The sequence below is a fragment of the Kitasatospora sp. NPDC004799 genome (genome assembly GCF_040609095.1).
In the GTDB taxonomy this organism is placed as follows: Bacteria; Actinomycetota; Actinomycetes; order Streptomycetales; family Streptomycetaceae; genus Kitasatospora.
The window spans coordinates 1-16,622 of record NZ_JBEXJK010000041.1; the positions used below are offsets into that span (position 1 = coordinate 1).

19 protein-coding genes, 1 pseudogene and 1 riboswitch are annotated in these 16,622 nt (G+C 75.5%); of the genes and pseudogenes, 13 read left to right on the top strand and 7 right to left on the bottom strand.

Features of this window, described 5'->3' with window-relative positions:
• Positions 1-1,346 (top strand): annotated as a pseudogene (locus ABZW03_RS08395) (hypothetical protein); the annotation flags it as partial.
• 5 nt (positions 1,347-1,351) lie between these two features.
• On the opposite strand, the gene ABZW03_RS08400 reads toward ABZW03_RS08395, so the two are convergent.
• The 4 genes from ABZW03_RS08400 to ABZW03_RS08415 form a co-directional block, all read right to left on the bottom strand.
• A complete protein-coding gene (locus tag ABZW03_RS08400; RefSeq protein ID WP_355253884.1) occupies positions 1,352-1,801 on the bottom strand; it encodes a GNAT family N-acetyltransferase in 450 nt (149 codons plus the stop codon).
• A 49-nt stretch (positions 1,802-1,850) separates the two neighbouring features.
• On the bottom strand, positions 1,851-2,585 hold the full coding sequence (locus ABZW03_RS08405; protein WP_355253886.1) for a hypothetical protein: 735 nt from the start codon (positions 2,583-2,585) through the stop codon (positions 1,851-1,853).
• Between the two features lie 92 nt (positions 2,586-2,677).
• The gene (locus tag ABZW03_RS08410) at positions 2,678-3,418 is read right to left on the bottom strand and encodes a sensor domain-containing protein (RefSeq protein WP_355253888.1); all 741 of its coding nucleotides are present in this window, start codon (positions 3,416-3,418) and stop codon (positions 2,678-2,680) included.
• 107 nt (positions 3,419-3,525) lie between these two features.
• The gene (locus ABZW03_RS08415) at positions 3,526-4,113 is read right to left on the bottom strand and encodes a GNAT family protein (protein ID WP_355253890.1); all 588 of its coding nucleotides are present in this window, start codon (positions 4,111-4,113) and stop codon (positions 3,526-3,528) included.
• Between the two features lie 179 nt (positions 4,114-4,292).
• Here ABZW03_RS08415 and ABZW03_RS08420 point away from each other — a divergent pair, with 179 nt between their 5' ends.
• Positions 4,293-5,168, top strand: coding sequence for a hypothetical protein (locus tag ABZW03_RS08420; protein WP_355253892.1), 876 nt, complete (start codon positions 4,293-4,295; stop codon positions 5,166-5,168).
• Positions 5,169-5,294: 126 nt separating this feature from the next.
• Here ABZW03_RS08420 and ABZW03_RS08425 read toward each other — a convergent pair whose 3' ends face one another.
• Positions 5,295-6,143, bottom strand: a complete 849-nt coding sequence (locus tag ABZW03_RS08425) for a M23 family metallopeptidase (RefSeq protein ID WP_355253894.1) — start codon at positions 6,141-6,143, stop codon at positions 5,295-5,297.
• A 12-nt stretch (positions 6,144-6,155) separates the two neighbouring features.
• Positions 6,156-6,314: riboswitch (cyclic di-AMP (ydaO/yuaA leader) on the bottom strand.
• A 195-nt stretch (positions 6,315-6,509) separates the two neighbouring features.
• Between ABZW03_RS08425 and ABZW03_RS08430 the strand changes: the two genes are divergently transcribed.
• The 10 genes from ABZW03_RS08430 (at position 6,510) to ABZW03_RS08475 (ending at position 14,190) form a co-directional block, all read left to right on the top strand.
• Complete coding sequence (locus ABZW03_RS08430) at positions 6,510-6,800, top strand: YiaA/YiaB family inner membrane protein (protein WP_355253896.1); 291 nt, start codon at positions 6,510-6,512, stop codon at positions 6,798-6,800.
• Between the two features lie 139 nt (positions 6,801-6,939).
• The gene (locus ABZW03_RS08435) at positions 6,940-7,767 is read left to right on the top strand and encodes an alpha/beta hydrolase (RefSeq protein ID WP_355253898.1); all 828 of its coding nucleotides are present in this window, start codon (positions 6,940-6,942) and stop codon (positions 7,765-7,767) included.
• Positions 7,768-7,817: 50 nt separating this feature from the next.
• On the top strand, positions 7,818-8,387 hold the full coding sequence (locus tag ABZW03_RS08440) for a TetR-like C-terminal domain-containing protein (RefSeq protein ID WP_355253900.1): 570 nt from the start codon (positions 7,818-7,820) through the stop codon (positions 8,385-8,387).
• Between the two features lie 295 nt (positions 8,388-8,682).
• Positions 8,683-9,948: a sensor histidine kinase gene (locus ABZW03_RS08445; protein WP_355253949.1), complete on the top strand. Its 1,266-nt coding sequence runs from the start codon at positions 8,683-8,685 to the stop codon at positions 9,946-9,948.
• Positions 9,932-10,345, top strand: a complete 414-nt coding sequence (locus ABZW03_RS08450; RefSeq protein ID WP_355253902.1) for a roadblock/LC7 domain-containing protein — start codon at positions 9,932-9,934, stop codon at positions 10,343-10,345. The genes ABZW03_RS08445 and ABZW03_RS08450 overlap by 17 nt, the downstream gene beginning before the upstream one ends.
• On the top strand, positions 10,342-10,689 hold the full coding sequence (locus tag ABZW03_RS08455; protein WP_355253904.1) for a DUF742 domain-containing protein: 348 nt from the start codon (positions 10,342-10,344) through the stop codon (positions 10,687-10,689). The genes ABZW03_RS08450 and ABZW03_RS08455 overlap by 4 nt, the downstream gene beginning before the upstream one ends.
• Before the next feature lie 85 nt (positions 10,690-10,774).
• Positions 10,775-11,344 (top strand): ATP/GTP-binding protein, encoded by a 570-nt coding sequence (locus ABZW03_RS08460; RefSeq protein ID WP_355253951.1) that lies wholly within the window; start codon positions 10,775-10,777, stop codon positions 11,342-11,344.
• The gene (locus ABZW03_RS08465; protein WP_355253906.1) at positions 11,341-12,816 is read left to right on the top strand and encodes a cytochrome P450; all 1,476 of its coding nucleotides are present in this window, start codon (positions 11,341-11,343) and stop codon (positions 12,814-12,816) included. Before ABZW03_RS08460 ends, ABZW03_RS08465 begins: the two co-directional genes overlap by 4 nt.
• Positions 12,813-13,886, top strand: a complete 1,074-nt coding sequence (locus ABZW03_RS08470; RefSeq protein WP_355253907.1) for a cytochrome P450 — start codon at positions 12,813-12,815, stop codon at positions 13,884-13,886. The genes ABZW03_RS08465 and ABZW03_RS08470 overlap by 4 nt, the downstream gene beginning before the upstream one ends.
• Before the next feature lie 43 nt (positions 13,887-13,929).
• Positions 13,930-14,190 carry a hypothetical protein gene (locus ABZW03_RS08475; RefSeq protein ID WP_355253909.1) on the top strand — a complete coding sequence of 87 codons (261 nt, stop codon included), beginning with the start codon at positions 13,930-13,932 and terminating at the stop codon, positions 14,188-14,190.
• 80 nt (positions 14,191-14,270) lie between these two features.
• On the opposite strand, the gene ABZW03_RS08480 is transcribed toward ABZW03_RS08475, so the two are convergent.
• Entirely contained in the window at positions 14,271-15,095 is an 825-nt protein-coding gene (locus ABZW03_RS08480; protein ID WP_355253911.1) for an isocitrate lyase/phosphoenolpyruvate mutase family protein, read from the bottom strand.
• On the bottom strand, positions 15,092-15,586 hold the full coding sequence (locus tag ABZW03_RS08485) for a carboxymuconolactone decarboxylase family protein (protein ID WP_355253913.1): 495 nt from the start codon (positions 15,584-15,586) through the stop codon (positions 15,092-15,094). The genes ABZW03_RS08480 and ABZW03_RS08485 overlap by 4 nt, the downstream gene beginning before the upstream one ends.
• 154 nt (positions 15,587-15,740) lie before the next feature.
• Between ABZW03_RS08485 and ABZW03_RS08490 the strand changes: the two genes are divergently transcribed.
• Complete coding sequence (locus tag ABZW03_RS08490) at positions 15,741-16,523, top strand: NRDE family protein (RefSeq protein WP_355253915.1); 783 nt, start codon at positions 15,741-15,743, stop codon at positions 16,521-16,523.
• The last annotated feature ends 99 nt before the right edge of the window (positions 16,524-16,622 follow it).

The window sequence follows — 16,622 nt, forward strand, 5'->3', positions numbered from 1 at the left end:
AGGCGGTGGACGACCTGCTGGTCAACACCCTCAACATCGGCGAGGCCTGGGGCCGGCTGCTACAGCCCGCCGACGTCGCCCTGATCCTCATCAACACCGAGCCGAGCCGCGGCGCTAGAGTCGGCGCGGATTCCGGAGCGGAGCGGCGCGGACACAGGGGGCGGGCGATGGCGAAGGCACGGCGGCCGGACGGCGGGGCCGCGCTGCGGACGGCGCGGTGGATCGCCACCGGGGTGCTGGCCGGGACGGGACTGCTCGGGCTGCTGCTGTTCGCGCTCGGCCGGGAGCACGTCTGGCAGGCGCTCGGCGGCGGGCTGGTGGTGGTCGGGGCGTCGGTGGTGCTGGGCGGCGGGCTGGGCTTCCTGTTCGGGGTCCCCCGGGTGCGCGGCGGCGCCGGAGCCGGTGAGCCGCCGGGCTCGTACGCGCCGAACACCAACCTGGAGCAGGTCTCGGACTGGCTGACCAAGGTGCTGCTGGGCGTCGGGCTGACCCAGCTCGGCTCGCTCGGCGAGCGGCTGCACGACCTCGGCGCGGCGCTGGCGCCCGCGCTCGGCGGGGGCGACGGCACGGCGCCGTTCGCGGCGGCGCTGGTGCTGTACTTCCTGGTCTTCGGCTTCCTGGCCGGCTGGCTGGTGACCCGGCTGGCACTGCCGCAGGTGCTGACCGAGACCGACCAGGCCCTGGACCTCTTCCTCGCCGGGCAGGACCGCGACCGGCACGGCGACAAGGTGGGCGCGGACGACCTGCGGGTCCGCGCGATGCAGCAGCTCGGGCTGCTGGGCGGCAGCGCGGAGCGCCCGGCCGCGCTGGCCGGGCAGCTGCCGCCCTCCTCGGGTTCGCCGGCCGGGCCGGAGGGCGTGGTGGCCGAGGTCCGTTCGACCGCGCGGCGGTCGGCGCTCACCGCCGAGCAGGTGCGGGACCTCTTCGCGGACGGCTCCGAGGGCCGGCGGATCCAGGCGCTCGCGCTGATGCAGGGCGATCCGGCGCTGGCGGACCTGCCGAGCGTGCTGGCCGCGATCGAGCACCCGCGCTCGGACTTCGAGCAGTACCAGGCGCTGCTGGCCGCCCGGGGACTGCTCTCCCGGCTGCCCGCCGACGGGGCGCAGCGGCTGCGGGACGCCGTGGCGCGGCAGCTGGTCGACCCGCGGGGCATCCCGTACGGGTCGGACCGCAGCTGGCTGGCGGAGAAGATCCTCTCCCGGCTCCCGGCGACGGCGCTCCCGGCGACGGCCCTCCCGCCGGAGCAGCCGGGCCGACCCGCCCCGCAGGCCGTACCGGCGGTACCGGCGGTACCGGCGGTACCGGCCCAGCCGGGCGGGCCGTCCTGGCCGTCCCCGGAGGCCTGAGGCAACTACCGGACGGTGAAGTGCAGTTCGGGCTGCTCCCAGGGCGTCTTGGGCTGCGGGGGCCGGGTGCCGGTGCGCACGGCCCCCACCTTCAGGTAGAAGCGCTCCGCGGGCGGGTGGGACACGACCTTGACCGAGGCGATCCCGGCCTCCCGGGCGCGGTCGAGCATGTCGGCGATCAACTTCCGTCCGATGCCCAGCCCTTGGGCCTCGTCGGCGACGAACATCAGGTCCAGCTCGGCCGGTTCGCGGATCAGCCCGTAGAAGCCGAGCAGACGGTCGTCGGCGGTGTCCACGGCCATCCGCACCACGTGCCGGGCGAGGTAGTCGGGCCTCACCCGGTAGCCCTCGATCATCGCGAAGTACGCGCCCTGGTAGGCGGAGGAGGCCTGCATCAGCTCGGTGAGCCGGTCGGCGTCGCTCTCGTCGGCGCTCCGGATCGTCGTCTCGGTCATGATCCAGAAGTATAGGGGCAAACATCGGTAGTGACTATTACATGGCTGGTCACCGGGCCGCCTGTCGGCGCCGGTCGGCGGCCCGCAGCACCAGGACCCGCCGGGTACGGCCGTCCACCGGCCCGGGGAGGCGGCGGATCTCGCTGGCTATCCGGCGCTCGCCGAGCGCGTACCGCAGCGGGTCGAGGTGGCCGCAGCGGCGGCCCCGCCCGTCGTGCAGCGGCTGGACCCGGACCTCGCCGTCCGCGGCGGTGACCCGGACCAGCTCGGTCAGCGCCGCCACCTGGTGCTCGGGGCCGAAGAGTTCGGGGTAGGCGAAGACCAGGTAGCCGCTCAGGGTGAGGGCGAAGACGCCGTCCGCGAAGGGCAGCCGGGGCAGCGCGGCGGCCACGTACTGCTCCGGGTGGGCGGCCGCGTCGGCGGTGAACAGCCGGCGGGCCCGGTCCCAGCTGCGCAGGTAGCGCTCGGGGCGGTGGGGGCGGGGCGCGGGGTAGAGCCGCGGGCGGGCGGCCATCGCGGCGGCCATCGCCGCCCGGGCGGCCAGCGCGCGGTCCGCGACCACCGGCGGCGGCAGCGCGTACGCCGGATCGACGGCGATCACCCGGCAGCCCAGCCCGCGCGCCTCGGCGGCCAGGCCGGCCGCCCCGGCGGGGCAGTCCAGCAGCGGTCCGGGCAGGGCGGCGAGCCGGGCCCGGGTGAGGCCGAACAGGGCGCAGTACTCGTCCAGCGGCCGGGAGGTGACCAGGACGTCCGGGTGGGCGGGGGGAATGCCGGCGGCGGCCACCCGGCCATCCGAACACGGAGCGGCCCCGTCCGCATCCGGACGGGGCCGGGACGCGGGCGGGGCCTTCGGGGCCGCTGCGAGGGGGCCGGCGGTCAGCGGCCGAGCAGGCCCAGGGCGGCGGCCCGGTTGACGTTGGTCAGGCCGCGGACCAGCTGGGTGGTGAGGTAGACCAGCAGCACCCCGACGAGCGAGAGCGCGGCGATCTGCCAGGGCGCCTGGACCTCGTACAGGTGCCGGACGCCGTCGCTGTCGCGGAAGTCGAACACCCGGTAGCCGTTCCAGGAGGTGTAGGTCGGGAAGACCCAGTGGTACAGCGGGTAGAGCGCCAGCGCCCAGCCGAGCAGCAGGAAGATCAGCGTCACCGAGAAGCTGAACACCGCCCAGGGGAACATCAGCACCTGGTACAGCACGGCCTTCCAGCCGGCCCCGTCGGCCAGCCGCGCGGTGATCGCGCCCCAGCCGCCGGGGCGGACCTGGCGCACCGGCTCCGGGCCGGGGACGTCCAGGGCCAGCATGCCGCGCACCCGGGCCCGCTCCAGCCGGCCGAAGCCGCGGGCGAGGCCGGTCAGGGCGCCCAGCACGGGCAGGCCGAGCACGGTGACGAAGGTGCCGAGGCCGAGGCAGAACAGGGTGACCGACATGACGAACCCGGCGATCGCCACCGGCAGGCCGCTGAGCGCGTAGCCGACCTCGCGGTAGTGGTGGGCCGAGAACGGGGCCCGCCACAGAGCCGGCCGCCGCTCCGTCCGCCGGGCCCCGGCCGGGCGCCGCTCGTCGCCGTAACCGCCCAGGACGTCCCACTCCCGGTCCTCCGTGCTGCGGCTGCTGCTCATGCTCCCCGGCCCCTCGTGCTGTCGCTCGTCCGTCCCGCTGACGGTGTCCAGTCTGGTGGACGCGGTGGTCCGGCGGGATCCGGGGGCCTGGCGGATCCGGGGTGGGGTTAACCCCCCACGGCCGGAGCAGCCGGAGCGGGCCACTCGTCGGCGAGCAGCGCGTAGAGGTAGGAGTCGGTCCACACGCCGTCCTTGCAGCCGTCGTGCCGCAGCCGCCCCTCCCGCTGGAAGCCCAGCCGGGTGAGCACCCGGACGGAGGCCTCGTTGGCCACCGCGACCCGCGCGGTCAGCCGGTGCAGGTCCAGCGGGCCGAAGGCGAGGCCGCAGAGCAGGCCGACGGTCTCGCCCGCGTAGCCCCGGCCCCAGTGCCCGCGGGCCAGCACGCACCCGAGCTGGGCGGCGCGGTGGCCGTCCAGGGTGAGCGAGGCCTGCCCGACCGGCGTCGCGTCGGCCGGCTCCTCGGCGTCCGCGCGCCTGGTGACGGCGAGCCGGTAGGTGTCCCGCTCCTCGGCCATCGCCTCCTCCAGGTAGAGCTCGAGCTGGTCGGCGCAGTCCTCCCGGCCGCTCGGCCCGAAGGGCAGGTGGCGGGTGACCTCCGGGTCGCCGAACAGCGCGTGCAGCGCGTCCACCTCCTCCTCGGTGTGGTGGTACTCGCGGACGGCCAGGCGCGGGCCGGTGAGTCGTACGGGGACCATGGCAGCCGATCCTAGGGCGTGTCCGACAGTTCGCGTCGGATCGGTGAGCGGCGTTGGGGTGCGTGCATCGCAAGGCGGAGGTGGGGGCGCCTCCCGGCCGGAGGCTGGGGGAGCGTCGCGAGCCCGACTGGAATCGTCGGACACGCCCTGACCCCCGCCCGGCGGCTACCGTTCGGACTATGAACGACGAAGACCTGCGGCTCGCCCCGCGCACCAAGGCCGCCGACCTGCTCGCCTGGGCGGCCGAGCAGGGCCGCGCCCCGGTGGCCGAGGGGCCGCTGCGCGCGGTGCTGGCGCTGCTGGAGCTGGGCGAGGGCAGGATGCACGACGGCTGGCCCGAACTGACCTCCGACGCGGTGGAGCACCTGCTGTACGAGCGGCTCCACCTGTACGTCCAACCCGCGCCCGAGGAGGACCCGCTCGCCTACGGCGACGCCGTCCGGCTGCTGATCGACCACCAGCGGGCGGCCCGGCGGCTGAACGCCAAGCGCCAGGAGCGGCTGCACGCGGAGGCCGAGTGGCAGGGCGAGGTCGCGGCCGGGCTGCTGCGTCGCGCCGACCTGGTGACCTGGCCCCGGCTGTACGCGCTGCTGCTGCACGCGCACGGGGTGGACGTCACGGACGGGGCGGCGGTGCGGGAGTGGCTGGCCGGCTTCCGGGAGCTCGCGGAGGAGGAGCGGCTGGCCGCGTTCGAGGCGCTGGTGCCGGCCGGCTGGCTGGACGAGCCGGACGAGCAGGGCTGGGGCCCGGGCCGGGTGCTGTCGGTCGGCATGGCCACGGACGGCGCGCGGCGGCTGCTGGAGCAGGGCCTGATGCGGCGCAGCTACCGCAACCTGGCCGAGCTGACCTCGCTGGGGCGGCCGATGCCGGACGAACTGGCCGGGGACTTCGGGCAGTTCGAGGAGGCGGCGGTCGACGCGGCGCTCGACCTGTTCGGCGGGTGGACGGTGCCGGGGCTGCCGCGGCTGCTGGTGACGGAGTTCCCTGAGCTGGCGCCGGAGCCGGGCCAGGAGGAGATCGAGGCGTACCTGGCGCAGCTGCCCGTCGAGGAGTGAGCCGGTGTGCGAAGGCCCCCGGCCCGGAGGTGCTGCTCCGGGCCGGGGGCCTTCGTGCGTGGGTGCTCTCGCGGGTGCGCGCCTTCGCGGGCGGGTGCTCTCGCGGGTGCGGGCCTTCGCGGGTGGTCAGAGGCTGAGGCCGCGCTGCTCGAGCCAGGGCTCCGGGTCGACCGGGGCGCCGCCGCCGGGCCGGACCTCCATGTGCAGGTGCGGGCCGGTGACGTTGCCGGTCGCGCCGACCTTGCCGATCTGCTGGCCGGCCACCACCGCGCCGGAGCCCTTGGTGATCGAGGAGAGGTGGCAGTACCAGATCTCGGTGCCGTCGGGCAGCGTCTCGACGATCCGGTAACCGTACGAGCCGGCCCAGCCGGCCGAGGTGATGGTGCCCTGGCCGAGCGCGCGGACCGGGGTGCCGGTGTCGGCGGCGAAGTCCAGGCCGGTGTGCAGGTTGGCCCAGTAGCGGGCGCTCTGGCCGTAGTGGGCGGAGAGCCGGTAGTCCGTCACCGGGACGGTGAGGGCGGCGGCCTTGACCCGCTCGGCCTCCTCGGCGGCGCGCTTGGCCTCGGCCTCCTTGGCGGCGGCCTTGGCCTCCGCCTCCTGCGCGGCCTGGAGCCGGGCGGTCTCCTCGGCGGCGGTGCGCTGGCTGTCGGCCTGGTGCTGGATGCGGGCGGCGAGCGCGAGGCCGGGGTCGGCGGAGAGGGCGACCGGGGTCTCGTCCGGGGCCTCGACGGCGGGGGCGGAGGCCGGGGTCGCCGAGGCGAAGCCGGTGGCCCCCAGGGTGGCGGCGACGGCGGTGACGCCGAGCAGCGGGGAGGCTCCGCGGGTCTGACGCGGCATCCGGTGGCGGTTGGTCTCGACCTCCGAGCCGAAGCCCTCCGGGCCGAAGGGCTCGGGGCCGTCCGTGCCGGGGTGGTCGAGGAGCTGGGTACCGGCTGCGGGGCCGGCCGGGTGTGCCGGGGTGTGCGTCGACGCCACGGAGGCGCGCTCCTTTCCTTCCTTCGCGCCTACCGGGTTAGCTGACGGGTTCGGAGCAGGAAGGTCTCCTACGGCCGGGCCGGAGCCCCGCCGATTCACCCCAAGGAACGTGGTTCCCCGGCTCCCTGACCTGCCCGGAGGCCGGTCGGCGGGATTAGGCGACGGCGCACGGTGCCGTCTGGGTACGGCGTTGACGACCGCGCTGCGTTATCAAACGTTAATCCTAGGAGGCTCTGATTCCAAGCCATCCGTTCGGAGCAGCTTACGGCCAGGTGATCGGACGTCAACGAACAGCCCCTCATGCACGGCCCCATCTGAGTACTCCTACTCATGTGCGGCCCGACCGGGCCGCCGCATCCTGACGCCATGAGCGCACCGATGCAGAGCCGCACCACGGCCGCCTACTACATCCAGGCCGTCCTCTCCTTCGCCGTGTCGGGCACCGCCCTCGCGGCCGGGATCGCCTACCTGCCGGTCGGCGGGTGGACCCGGGCCTTCCTGGGGATCGGCCTCCTCTACACCGTCACCTCCGCGTTCACGCTCGCGAAGGTGATCCGGGACCGGCAGGAGACCAACGAGATGGTCACCCGGGTGGACCAGGCCCGGCTGGAGAAGCTGCTCAGCGAGCACGACCCGTTCAAGGTGGAGGGGGTCTGACCACCGCCTTCCCGGTTCGCCGGCCGCCGCGGCCGACCGACGCCCGCCGAGCGCTTGACGGCTAAGGCTATTAGCCTTAGCTTTATGGCTATCGGCAGCACGCCGACGCCCCGCACCGGCGGCCCGAGGAGGACCACCCATGAACGGCACCACCGCTCCGAGCACCCAGTACCTGACCGTTCCCGGCGGCCGGATCGCCTTCGACGACACCCGGCAGGGCGACGGCACCCCCGTCGTCCTGCTCCCCGGCATGCTCGACAGCCGGGCCGCCTACCGGCACCTGCGCCCGCTGCTCGTCGCCGCCGGCCACCGGGTCGTCACCATGGACCTGCGGGGCTTCGGCGAGTCCTCCATCGCCTGGGACGACTACGGCCCGGCCGCCATCGCCGGCGACGTCCTCGCCCTGCTCGACCACCTCGGCATCGAGCGCGCCGTCCTCGCCGGGAACTCCTACACCGGGGCGACCGTCGTCAGGGCCGCCGGGGACGCGCCGGAGCGGGTCGCCGGGATCGTCCTGATCAACGCCTTCGTCGAGAGCCCGAAGCCGGGCGCCCTGATGCGCGGCGTCATGGGCCTGATGGGCGCGGCGCTCGTCCACTGGCCGGCCTCCTGGGGCTTCTACCTGCGCCGGATGGCCTTCCCCGGCGCCAAGCCCGCCGACTTCGACGCGTACGTGGCGGGGCTGGTCGCCGCGCTGCGCACCCCGGGGCGGAAGGGCGCCACCCGCGGGTACGTCCACGGCGACTCGGCGCCGGCCGGCTGGACGGCCGCGGTGCGGTGCCCGGCGCTGGTGGTCATGGGCAGCAAGGACCCCGACTTCCCGAAGCCGGAGCTCGTCGCCGACCGGCAGGCCGCCGCGCTGGGCGCGCGGAAGGCGATGATCGAGGGGTCCGGGCACTACCCGATGGCCGACAACCCGGCGGCCACCGCGGACGCCCTGCTGCCCTTCCTCGCCGAGCTCGGCTGAGCTCCGCCCGCGCCCGTCCCCCTTCCCACCCGTACGGAGAACCCGAAGCCATGCCCCGCGTAGGACTGACCCCCGGCCAGGTCGTCGACCACGCCCTCGCCCTCATCGACGAGCAGGGCGCCGAGGCCCTCACCCTGGCCGCCGTCGCGGCCCGGGCCGGGGTCGCCACCCCTTCGCTGTACAAGCACGTCAGCGGCGGCCTGGCCGAACTGCGGCGGATGATCGCCGTCCGGGTCACCGGGGACCTGGCCGACCGGCTGGCCGAGGCGGCCGTCGGGCGCAGCGGGGACGACGCCGTCGCCGCCGTCCTGCGCGCCTACCACGCGTACGCCACCGAGCACCCGCACCGCTACAACGCCCTCCCCCAGGCCCCGCAGCCCGACGACGACCTGACCCGGGCGGCCGCCCGGCTGGTCGGGGTGATCACCGCCGTCCTGCGGGAGTACGGCCTCGACGGCTCCGAGGCGATCCACGCCGCCCGCACCGTCCGCTCCCTCGCCCACGGCTTCGCCTCCCTCACCACGGTCGGCGCCTTCCAGCTCGCCGAGGACCTCGCCACCACCCACGACCGCCTCATCACCACCCTCACCACCGGCCTCCGCACCTGGCCCGCCCGGTAACCGCCGCCCGGGGCCGGGGGCGAGGTGCCGCCGCACCTGCACCGGGCGGTGCCCGTTCGCAACAGGATGCGCACAGGCCCCACACATCGCCGGGTGCGATCCGGCCGACAGGCTCGAATCCGCTGCCTGCCGCCGGGGTCGGTCACGCCGGTGCAATGCCTCGTCAGGCGGTGCGATCGGGGTCGAACGAGTGCCGATTGACGCCGAATTGACTCGATATTGACGAGATCCGGTCACATGGCGAGATACGTTCACACCTTCGTAGGATCATCACCCTAGAATTCGCGGCGTGACGATGACTCAGTGGTCCGTAACGGCAACCGGCGTGCTCGCCGTCCTCGCCCTCGTGGCCGCCGCGCGGTACCGGGCCGTGTCCGTCACCCAGCGCCGCCGCGCCGACCGGCTGCACGGTGAACTCGTCGCCCTCCGGGACCAACTGGCCGTCGAGCACTCCCGCCGCGGCGCCGAACTCGCCGCCGTCCAGCAGGAACAGGAGCACACCGCCTCCACCCAGCGGGCCTTCCTCAGCGTCGCCCGCCGCATCCTCGTGATGGCCCACGACCAGCAGGCGCTGCTGGACGAGATGGAACGCACCCACGACGACCCGGCGCTGCTGGAGGGCCTGCTCAAGGCCGACCACGCCGCCGCCCAACAGGCCCGGCTGGCCCAGACCCTGGCCGTGCTGTGCGGCGCGCGGGCCGGCCGGCACTGGCCGGAACCCGTCTCCCTGGAGGACGTCGTCCGCGGCGCCCAGTCGCGCATCCTGCCGTTCCAGCGCGTGGTGGTCCGCAGCCGGACCGAGACCGCGGTGGTCGGCGCCGCCGCCGAGGCGCTGATCCACGCGATCGCCGAGCTGCTGGACAACGCCACCCGCTACTCCCCGCCCAGCACCCAGGTGTTCGTCACCCTCATGCCGGTGCACAACGGTGCCGTCATCGAGATCGACGACGGCGGCGTCGGCATGCCGGAACAGGCCGTCGCCAAGGCCGCCGACGCCCTGGCCGGCGGCAGCACGCTGGAGGTCTCCCGGCTGGGCGAGGTGCCGCAGCTGGGCCTGGCCGCGGTCGGCCGGCTCGCCGAGCAGTACGGCTTCCGGGTCACCCTCAGCTCCGCGCCCTCGCCGTACGGCGGCGTGCGCGTCGTCCTGCTGCTGCCGAACGCGCTGCTCACCGAGCCGCTGCCGCCCACCGTCCCCGGCCTCGGGCCGGACGACCGGGCGTTCAACCCCGGCCCCCGGCCGGCCTCTCCCGCCGGCCACCCCATGGTGGAGACCCCGCCCTCCGGCCGGCACGCCGCCACCGGTGACACCCCTCCCCCGCTGCCCCGCCGGAGCCACCGGCGCGGCCGCACGGGCCGCCCCGCCCAGCACGCCGCTCCCCCACCGCCGCCCGCGCCGCCCTACCGCTCGGCCCGGGACGCGCAGGCGTTCATGGCGATGTTCCAGGCCGGGACCGCCAGCGGCCGTTCCGCCGTCCGGGCCCAGGCCCAGTCCGACCGTCCCCTGCCCGCTTCCCCCCGACTTCCCCAGCGCTCCGGAGAGTTCCATGACCACCACCCCTGATCTCGGCTGGCTGCTCGCCGACATCATCGCCGTCCCGCAGGTCCAGCACGCCGTCGTCGTCTCCAACGACGGGCTGGAGATCGGCCGCAGCGCGGGCATCGCGCGCGACGACGCCGAACGGCTCGCCGCCGCCTGCTCCGGACTGCAGTCGCTGGCCCGCGGCGTCGCGACGGGCTTCGGCGGACCGGGCAGCGCCACCCGCCAGATCATCATCGAGTACGGCGGCGGCTACCTCTTCGTCGTCGCCGCCGGGGCCGGCGCGCACCTGGCCGTGGTGGCCGGCGAGGCGGTCGACGCCGGCCTGGTCGCCTACCAGATGCAGGTCCTGGTCGAACGGATCGGCGCCCACCTCACCAGCCCGCCGCGCGTCGACCACGCGGCGGGGGGCCACCGGTGAGCGGCCCGGTCCGGCCGTACGTCATCACCGGCGGGCGCAGCCGCCCCACCCGGGCCGAGCTGGCCGTGGAGAGCCTGGTCAGCGCGTTACCCGAGCCGCCGGACCTGCCCGAGCACCCGCTGCTGAACCGCGAGCACCGGCGCATCCTCGCCCTCTGTCACAGCCTGCTGTCCATCGCCGAGGTGGCGGCCCACCTGGGGCTGCCGCTCGGCGTCGTCAAGGTGCTGGTCGGGGACCTGTGGGACCTCGGCGCCGTGCAGGTGCTCCCGCCCGTACCGCAGGCCGAACGCCTGCCCGCAACCCTTCTGGAAGAGGTGCTCGTTGGCCTCCGCCAACTCCGCTGAAGCCGCCACCGGGGCTCCCGACGCCCTCGCCTCCACCGAGGCGGCCTCCACCGACGCCGCCGGCGCCGCCGACGGGCCGCAGTACCTGCCCTCCTCGGTGCAGGGCGCGGTCAAGATCCTGGTCACCGGGCCGTTCGGGGTCGGCAAGACCACGCTGGTCGGCTCGTTGAGCGAGATCACCCCGCTGCGCACCGAGGAGACCATGACCGCCGCCAGCGCCGGCGTGGACGACCTCACCGGGCTCGTCGGCAAGACCACCACCACGGTGGCGCTGGACTTCGGCCGGATCACGCTCAACTCGCGGCTCGCGCTGTACCTGTTCGGCACGCCCGGGCAGCAGCGGTTCTGGCCGCTCTGGGACGACCTGTCGCGCGGTGCGCTCGGCGCCATCGCGATGGTCGACCTGCGCCGCCCGGACGAGAGCTTCGACGTGCTCGGCCGGCTGGAGGAGCAGCGCATCCCGTTCGCGGTCGCCGTCAACACCTTCCCGGACACGCCGAGTTACCCGGAGGAGGAGCTGCGGTCGGCGCTGGACCTGCTGCCCGAGGTGCCGATCCTGTACTGCGACGCGCGCGACCGCCGGCAGTCCTACGACCTGCTGATCGACTTCGTCGACCACCTGCACCGCAGCTCGGTCCTGGAGCTCCAGCGATGACCTCCCCCGAACCCGTCGGGCCGCCCGGCTGCCCCGTCGCCCACGGCGGCGGCCTGCCGGGCGCCCTGCCCGGCGGCCTGCCCGTGGGGGTGCCGCTGACCCCGCTGTACGGCCCGGCCGTCGCCGAGGACCCGCACGGCCTGTACGCCCGGCTGCGCGAGCGCTACGGGCCGGTCGCGCCGATCGAGCTGGAGCCCGGGGTCGAGGCCTGGCTCGTCCTCGGCTACCCCGAACTGCTCGAACTCACCCGCAACGAGGCGCTGTTCTCCAAGGACTCGCGCCGCTGGCGGGTGCCCGCCGAGGGCCGGCTGGCCGCCGACTCCCGACTGCTGCCGATGACCTCCTGGCGGCCCACCCTGCTCAACCTGGACGGCGCCGAGCACCAGCGGCTGCGCTCCGCCGTCGCGGACACCCTCGCCCAGATCGACCACCGCCAGCTGCGCGGGACCACCGAGGCCGCCGCCAACGGGCTGATCGACAGCTGGGGCCCGGACGGCACCGCCGACCTGATCGCCCAGTACGCCCGCACGCTGCCGCTGCTGGTCTTCACCCAGCTGGTCGGGCTGCCGGTGGAGAGCGGGCCCCGGGTGGTCGAGCTGATCAGCCACTTCGTGGACAGCAGCGCCCAGTCCCAGCGCGCCGGCGTGGAGTTCCAGACCCTGCTGGTCGACCTGGTGCGCAGCCGCCGGGCCGCCCCGGGCGCCGACCTCACCTCCTGGCTGCTCGCCCACCCGGCCGGGCTGACCGACGAGGAGGCGGTGCACCACCTGGTGGTGCTGCTGGTCGCGGGCAACGAGACCTCGATCAACTGGACCGGGAACACGCTGCGGCTGCTGCTCACCGACCGGCGCTTCCGGGCCACCCTCACCGGCGGGCGGCTGACCGTCTCCGACGCGCTGGAGGAGGTGCTCTGGCGCGACCCGCCGACGCAGAACTTCCCCGGCCGCTGGGCCACCGGCGACACCGTGCTCGGCGGCCAGTACATCAGCGCCGGCGACATGCTCGTCCTCGGCCTGGCCGCGGCCAACGCCGACCCGGCCGCGCAGGGCGTCTCGGCCGCCGCGCAGGGCTCGCTCGGCGGCAACCGGGCGCACCTCGCCTGGGGCGCGGGCCGGCACGTCTGCCCGGCCCAGCACCCGGCCCGGATCATCGTCGAGACCGCCGTCGAGACCCTGCTGCACCGCCTTCCCGACCTCCAACTGGCCGTACCACCGGGTGAGTTGACCTGGCGGCAGTCCCCGTGGTCCCGGGCCCTGACCGCCCTCCCGGTGCTCTACAGCGCCTTCACCCCGCCCCGCCCGCCAGCCCCCGAGAGGCCCGCATGGACACCGTCACCGACTCCGGAACCCGCGCCGAGCCCGTCAGACTCGACCCCTTCGGCCGCGACCAGCACGGCGAGAACGCCCGACTCCGCGCGGCCGGCCCCGCGGTCCTGGTGGAGCTCCCTGGCGGGGTGGTGGTCTGGGCGGTGACCCACCACGGGACCCTCCAGTCGCTGCTGGCCGACCCCCGGGTCGGCAAGGACGCCCGGCTCTGGACGACCTTCCGGGAGGGACGGCTGCCGGAGGGCTGGCCGCTGCTCAACTTCGTGGTCGTCCCCGGCATGGTCACCGCCGACGGCGAGAACCACCGGCGGCTGCGCGGGCTGGTCTCGCAGGCCTTCACCCCGCGCCGGATCGCCGACCTGGCGCCCGCGATCGAGGCCCGGGCGATCGCGCTGCTGGACGAGGTCGCGGAGCTGGAGGGCGAGTTCGACCTGCGCCGGCACTTCGCCTACCCGCTGCCGATGCAGGTGATCGGCGAACTGCTCGGCCTGGGGCTGGAGCAGCAGGACGAGCTGCACGAGCTGTCCGACACCATGGTCTCCAGCTCGGCCACCCCGGCGGCCGCCCTGGCCGCGCAGCGGGGGCTGAACGCGCTGCTGGCCTCGGTGGTGGCGGCCAAGCGGGCCGAGCCCGGCGACGACCTGACCACCGACCTGATCGCCGCCCGGGAGGAAGGGGACCGGCTCAGCGAGGCCGAGCTGGTCGGCACCCTGCTGCTGATGCTGGTCGCCGGGCACGAGACCACGCTCAACCTGATCACCAACGCCGTCCGTGCCCTGCTCGCCCACCCGGACCAGCTGCGGCTCGTCCTGGACGGGGAGCAGCCGTGGTCGGCGGTGGTCGAGGAGACGCTGCGCTACGACTCCCCGGTCGGACAGTTCCCGCTGCGCTACGCGACCGAGGACATCGCGGTCGGCGACGTGGTGATCCGGCGCGGCGAGGCCCTGCTGGCCTCGTACGCGGCGGCCGGGCGGGACTCCGGGCACCACCCGGACGCGGACCGCTTCGACCTCACCCGGCAGCCCGCCAAGCACCTGTCGCTCGGCCACGGCCCGCACTTCTGCCTCGGCTCCGGGCTCGCCCGGCTGGAGGCCGAGACGGCGCTGCGGCACCTGTTCACCCGCTTCCCCGGGCTGGCCCCGGCGGAGGGCCGGACGAACGAGCCGATCGCCTCGTTCGTCAGCAACGGCGTGCGCACCCTCTGGGTGACGGTCTGAGCCGAGCGGTTACCTGAGGGCGGTCCGGGTCGTTCGGCAGGGCATGAAGAAACTCGCCACCCTGGCCGCCCTCACCATGGCGGGCCTCGCCCTCGCCGTCCCGGCGGCCTCCGCCACCACCCAGACCGCCGCCTCGCCGGACGTCACCGGCGGGCTCACCGACGGGCTCGAAGTCTCCCCCGCCGACCTCGCCCTGCGGACCGCGAGCAAGCTCCCGGTGGTCGGCAAGGTCGCCGACCGGGTCGAGGCGATCGGGACCGACCAGATGAGCCACCCGGGGCTCAGCGGGCAGGTCCTGAACTGACCCGACCGGCCCGTGGGCGGCCGGCCGACCCCCGAACGGCCGGCCGCCCACGGTCCGCGAACCGACTCGGTTCCCGTCGCTCAGCCCGCGGACAGCCGGTTGAGCTCCGGGTAGCCCAGCCCCTCGGCGAGCGCGGTGAACGTGCCGTGCCCGTACACCTCCTCGGCGGCCCGGCGGACCGCCGCGTACGCCACCTCGGCCAGGCCCGGGCCCAGGCTGATCCGGGCCACGCCCAGCTCCGCCAGCGCGGCGACCGCCGGGGCACCCGGGCCGGCCAGCACGTTCAGCGGCGCCGGGACGGCCGCGACCAGGGCGGCGATGGTCTCCGGGTCGGCCACCCCGGGGACGAACACCCCGTCGGCGCCCGCCTCGACGTACGCCCGCAGCCGGTGCACCGCGTCGTCGAACCGGCCCTCCGGGGCGCCGATCCCGCGCAGGAACACGTCGGTCCTGGCGTTGACGAAGAGCGGCACGCCGGCCGCGTCCGCCGCGGCCCGGGCGGCCGCGATCCGCTCGGCGGCCTCCGCCGGCGGACGGCCCTCGTCCTCCAGGTTCACCCCGACGGCACCGGTGGCGAGCAGCGCGGCGACCGTCTCGCCGACGCCGGCGGCGGTGTCCGCGTAGCCGGCCTCCAGGTCCGCGGTGACCGGCAGGTCGACCGCGCGGACCACCTGGGCGGTCCGGGCCAGCACCTGCTCGCGGTCGGCGCCGCCGCCGTCCGCGCTGCCGAGCGACCAGGACACGCTCGCGCTGGCCGTCGCCACCGCCCGCGCCCCGGCGGCGGCCACCAGCCGGGCGCTCGGCACGTCCCAGGCGTTCGCCAGCACCAGCGGCTCGCCCGGGCGGTGCAGCTCCCGCAGCAGCCGGGCCTTCTCCCGCCGGTCGGCGAGGTCGGCGGCGCTCATCGGGCGGCCGGGCTCATGCGGGTGGACACGCCGATCCGGTTCCAGGCGTTGATGGTGGCGATCAGCGCGATCAGCTGGGCCAGCTCGGTCTCGTCGAACCGGGCGGCGGCCTCCGCGTACACGGCGTCCGGCACGTGGCCCTGGGTCAGCAGGGTGACGGACTCGGTCAGGGCTAGGGCGGCGCGCTCGCGGGCGGTGAAGAACGGGGTCTCGCGCCAGGCCGGCAGGGCGAGCAGCCGGTGGTCCCGCTCGCCGTGCTTGCGGGCGTCGGTGGCGTGCATGTCGATGCAGAAGGCGCAGCCGTTGATCATCGAGGCGTGCACCTTGACCAGTTCGGCGAGCACCGGGTCGACGCCCTCCCGGGAGGCCCGGTCCACGGCGACCATCGCCTGGTAGTAGGCGGGGGCGAGCTCGGGCATCACCAGGCGCTGCTCGGGGGCGGGCACCGGGGCCCCGTCCACCGTCTCGGGCTTCGTCGCGTTCGTCGTCATGGCCGCCAGCCTAGGAGCGCGGTGGCCTGCCGACCTGGTGCGTTCGGCCACGCGTTCCTTGGGCCACTTCCGGCGTACGAACGACCGTGCGAGGATCGCTGGAGGAGATCGCCGGCGGGAGATCACCGACAGGACGAGGTCAGGGGGCACGGTCGTGTGCACGGCGTTCGTCAGCATCGAGCCGGGCTCTGCCGCCCCGGTGCTGCTGCTGTCCGTCCGGGACGAGTACCTGGGACGCGCCTGGCTGCCGCCGGACCACCACTGGCCGGACCGGCCCGAGCTGCTCGGCGGCCTCGACCTCGCGGCCGGCGGCACCTGGCTGGCCGTCGACCCCGGCCGGCACACCGCCGCCTGCCTGCTGAACGGCTTCGGCCCGCTCGCCCCCGTCCACGCCCGGCTCACCCGCGGCCAACTACCGCTCACCGCCGTCCGGGAGGGCGGGATCGGGCACCTCGACCTCACCCCGTACGACCCGTTCCACCTCGTCCTGGCCCGGGCCGACGGCGCCCGGGTGTCCAGCTGGGACGGCCACCGGCTGGCGGAGCGCGAACTGCCGGCCGGACTGAGCGTGGTGCTCAACGACGGGCTGGAGGGCCTGGCGGCCGGCCGGACCACCTCCGAGCGGATCCGCGCGCTGATGGCCGCGCGGGCCGCCCACTTCCGGTCCCGGCTCACCGCCGAGCCCCGGCCCGAGCCGACCGCCGAGGGGCCGGCCGCGGCGGCCTGGGGCGGCTGGCTGCCGGTCGTCACCGGGGACGGGCTGGCGCCGGACGCGGACGCCGCGCTGATCCAGCGGCGGGACTTCGGCGACGGGCGGATCTGGGGCTCCTCGTCGATCTCGCTGCTCGCGCTCGGGCCGGAGCTGCTGCGCTACGACTTCGCGGCCGCGCCGGTGGCCGCGGACGGGCCGGGGTGGCGGCGGGTGGCCGCGGACTGACCGGCGGCGGCCGGGCGGCCGGGCGGCGGCGCCGGAGCCCGGTCTGCGGCGGCGACCGGTCGGCGGCGGCGGAAAAGGACTTGAACCTGACGCTGCGGG

Excerpts from the sequence above, each read along its gene's own strand:
- ABZW03_RS08445 (WP_355253949.1), top strand. The coding sequence starts at position 8,683 with ATGACTCAGTGGTCCGTAACGGCAACCGGCGTGCTCGCCGTCCTCGCC.
- ABZW03_RS08440 (WP_355253900.1), top strand. The coding sequence starts at position 7,818 with ATGCCCCGCGTAGGACTGACCCCCGGCCAGGTCGTCGACCACGCCCTC.
- ABZW03_RS08400 (WP_355253884.1), bottom strand. The coding sequence starts at position 1,801 with ATGACCGAGACGACGATCCGGAGCGCCGACGAGAGCGACGCCGACCGG.
- ABZW03_RS08430 (WP_355253896.1), top strand. The coding sequence starts at position 6,510 with ATGAGCGCACCGATGCAGAGCCGCACCACGGCCGCCTACTACATCCAG.
- ABZW03_RS08420 (WP_355253892.1), top strand. The coding sequence starts at position 4,293 with ATGAACGACGAAGACCTGCGGCTCGCCCCGCGCACCAAGGCCGCCGAC.
- ABZW03_RS08410 (WP_355253888.1), bottom strand. The coding sequence starts at position 3,418 with ATGAGCAGCAGCCGCAGCACGGAGGACCGGGAGTGGGACGTCCTGGGC.
- ABZW03_RS08485 (WP_355253913.1), bottom strand. The coding sequence starts at position 15,586 with ATGACGACGAACGCGACGAAGCCCGAGACGGTGGACGGGGCCCCGGTG.
- ABZW03_RS08450 (WP_355253902.1), top strand. The coding sequence starts at position 9,932 with ATGACCACCACCCCTGATCTCGGCTGGCTGCTCGCCGACATCATCGCC.
- ABZW03_RS08435 (WP_355253898.1), top strand. The coding sequence starts at position 6,940 with ATGAACGGCACCACCGCTCCGAGCACCCAGTACCTGACCGTTCCCGGC.
- ABZW03_RS08465 (WP_355253906.1), top strand. The coding sequence starts at position 11,341 with ATGACCTCCCCCGAACCCGTCGGGCCGCCCGGCTGCCCCGTCGCCCAC.
- ABZW03_RS08475 (WP_355253909.1), top strand. The coding sequence starts at position 13,930 with ATGAAGAAACTCGCCACCCTGGCCGCCCTCACCATGGCGGGCCTCGCC.
- ABZW03_RS08415 (WP_355253890.1), bottom strand. The coding sequence starts at position 4,113 with ATGGTCCCCGTACGACTCACCGGCCCGCGCCTGGCCGTCCGCGAGTAC.
- ABZW03_RS08480 (WP_355253911.1), bottom strand. The coding sequence starts at position 15,095 with ATGAGCGCCGCCGACCTCGCCGACCGGCGGGAGAAGGCCCGGCTGCTG.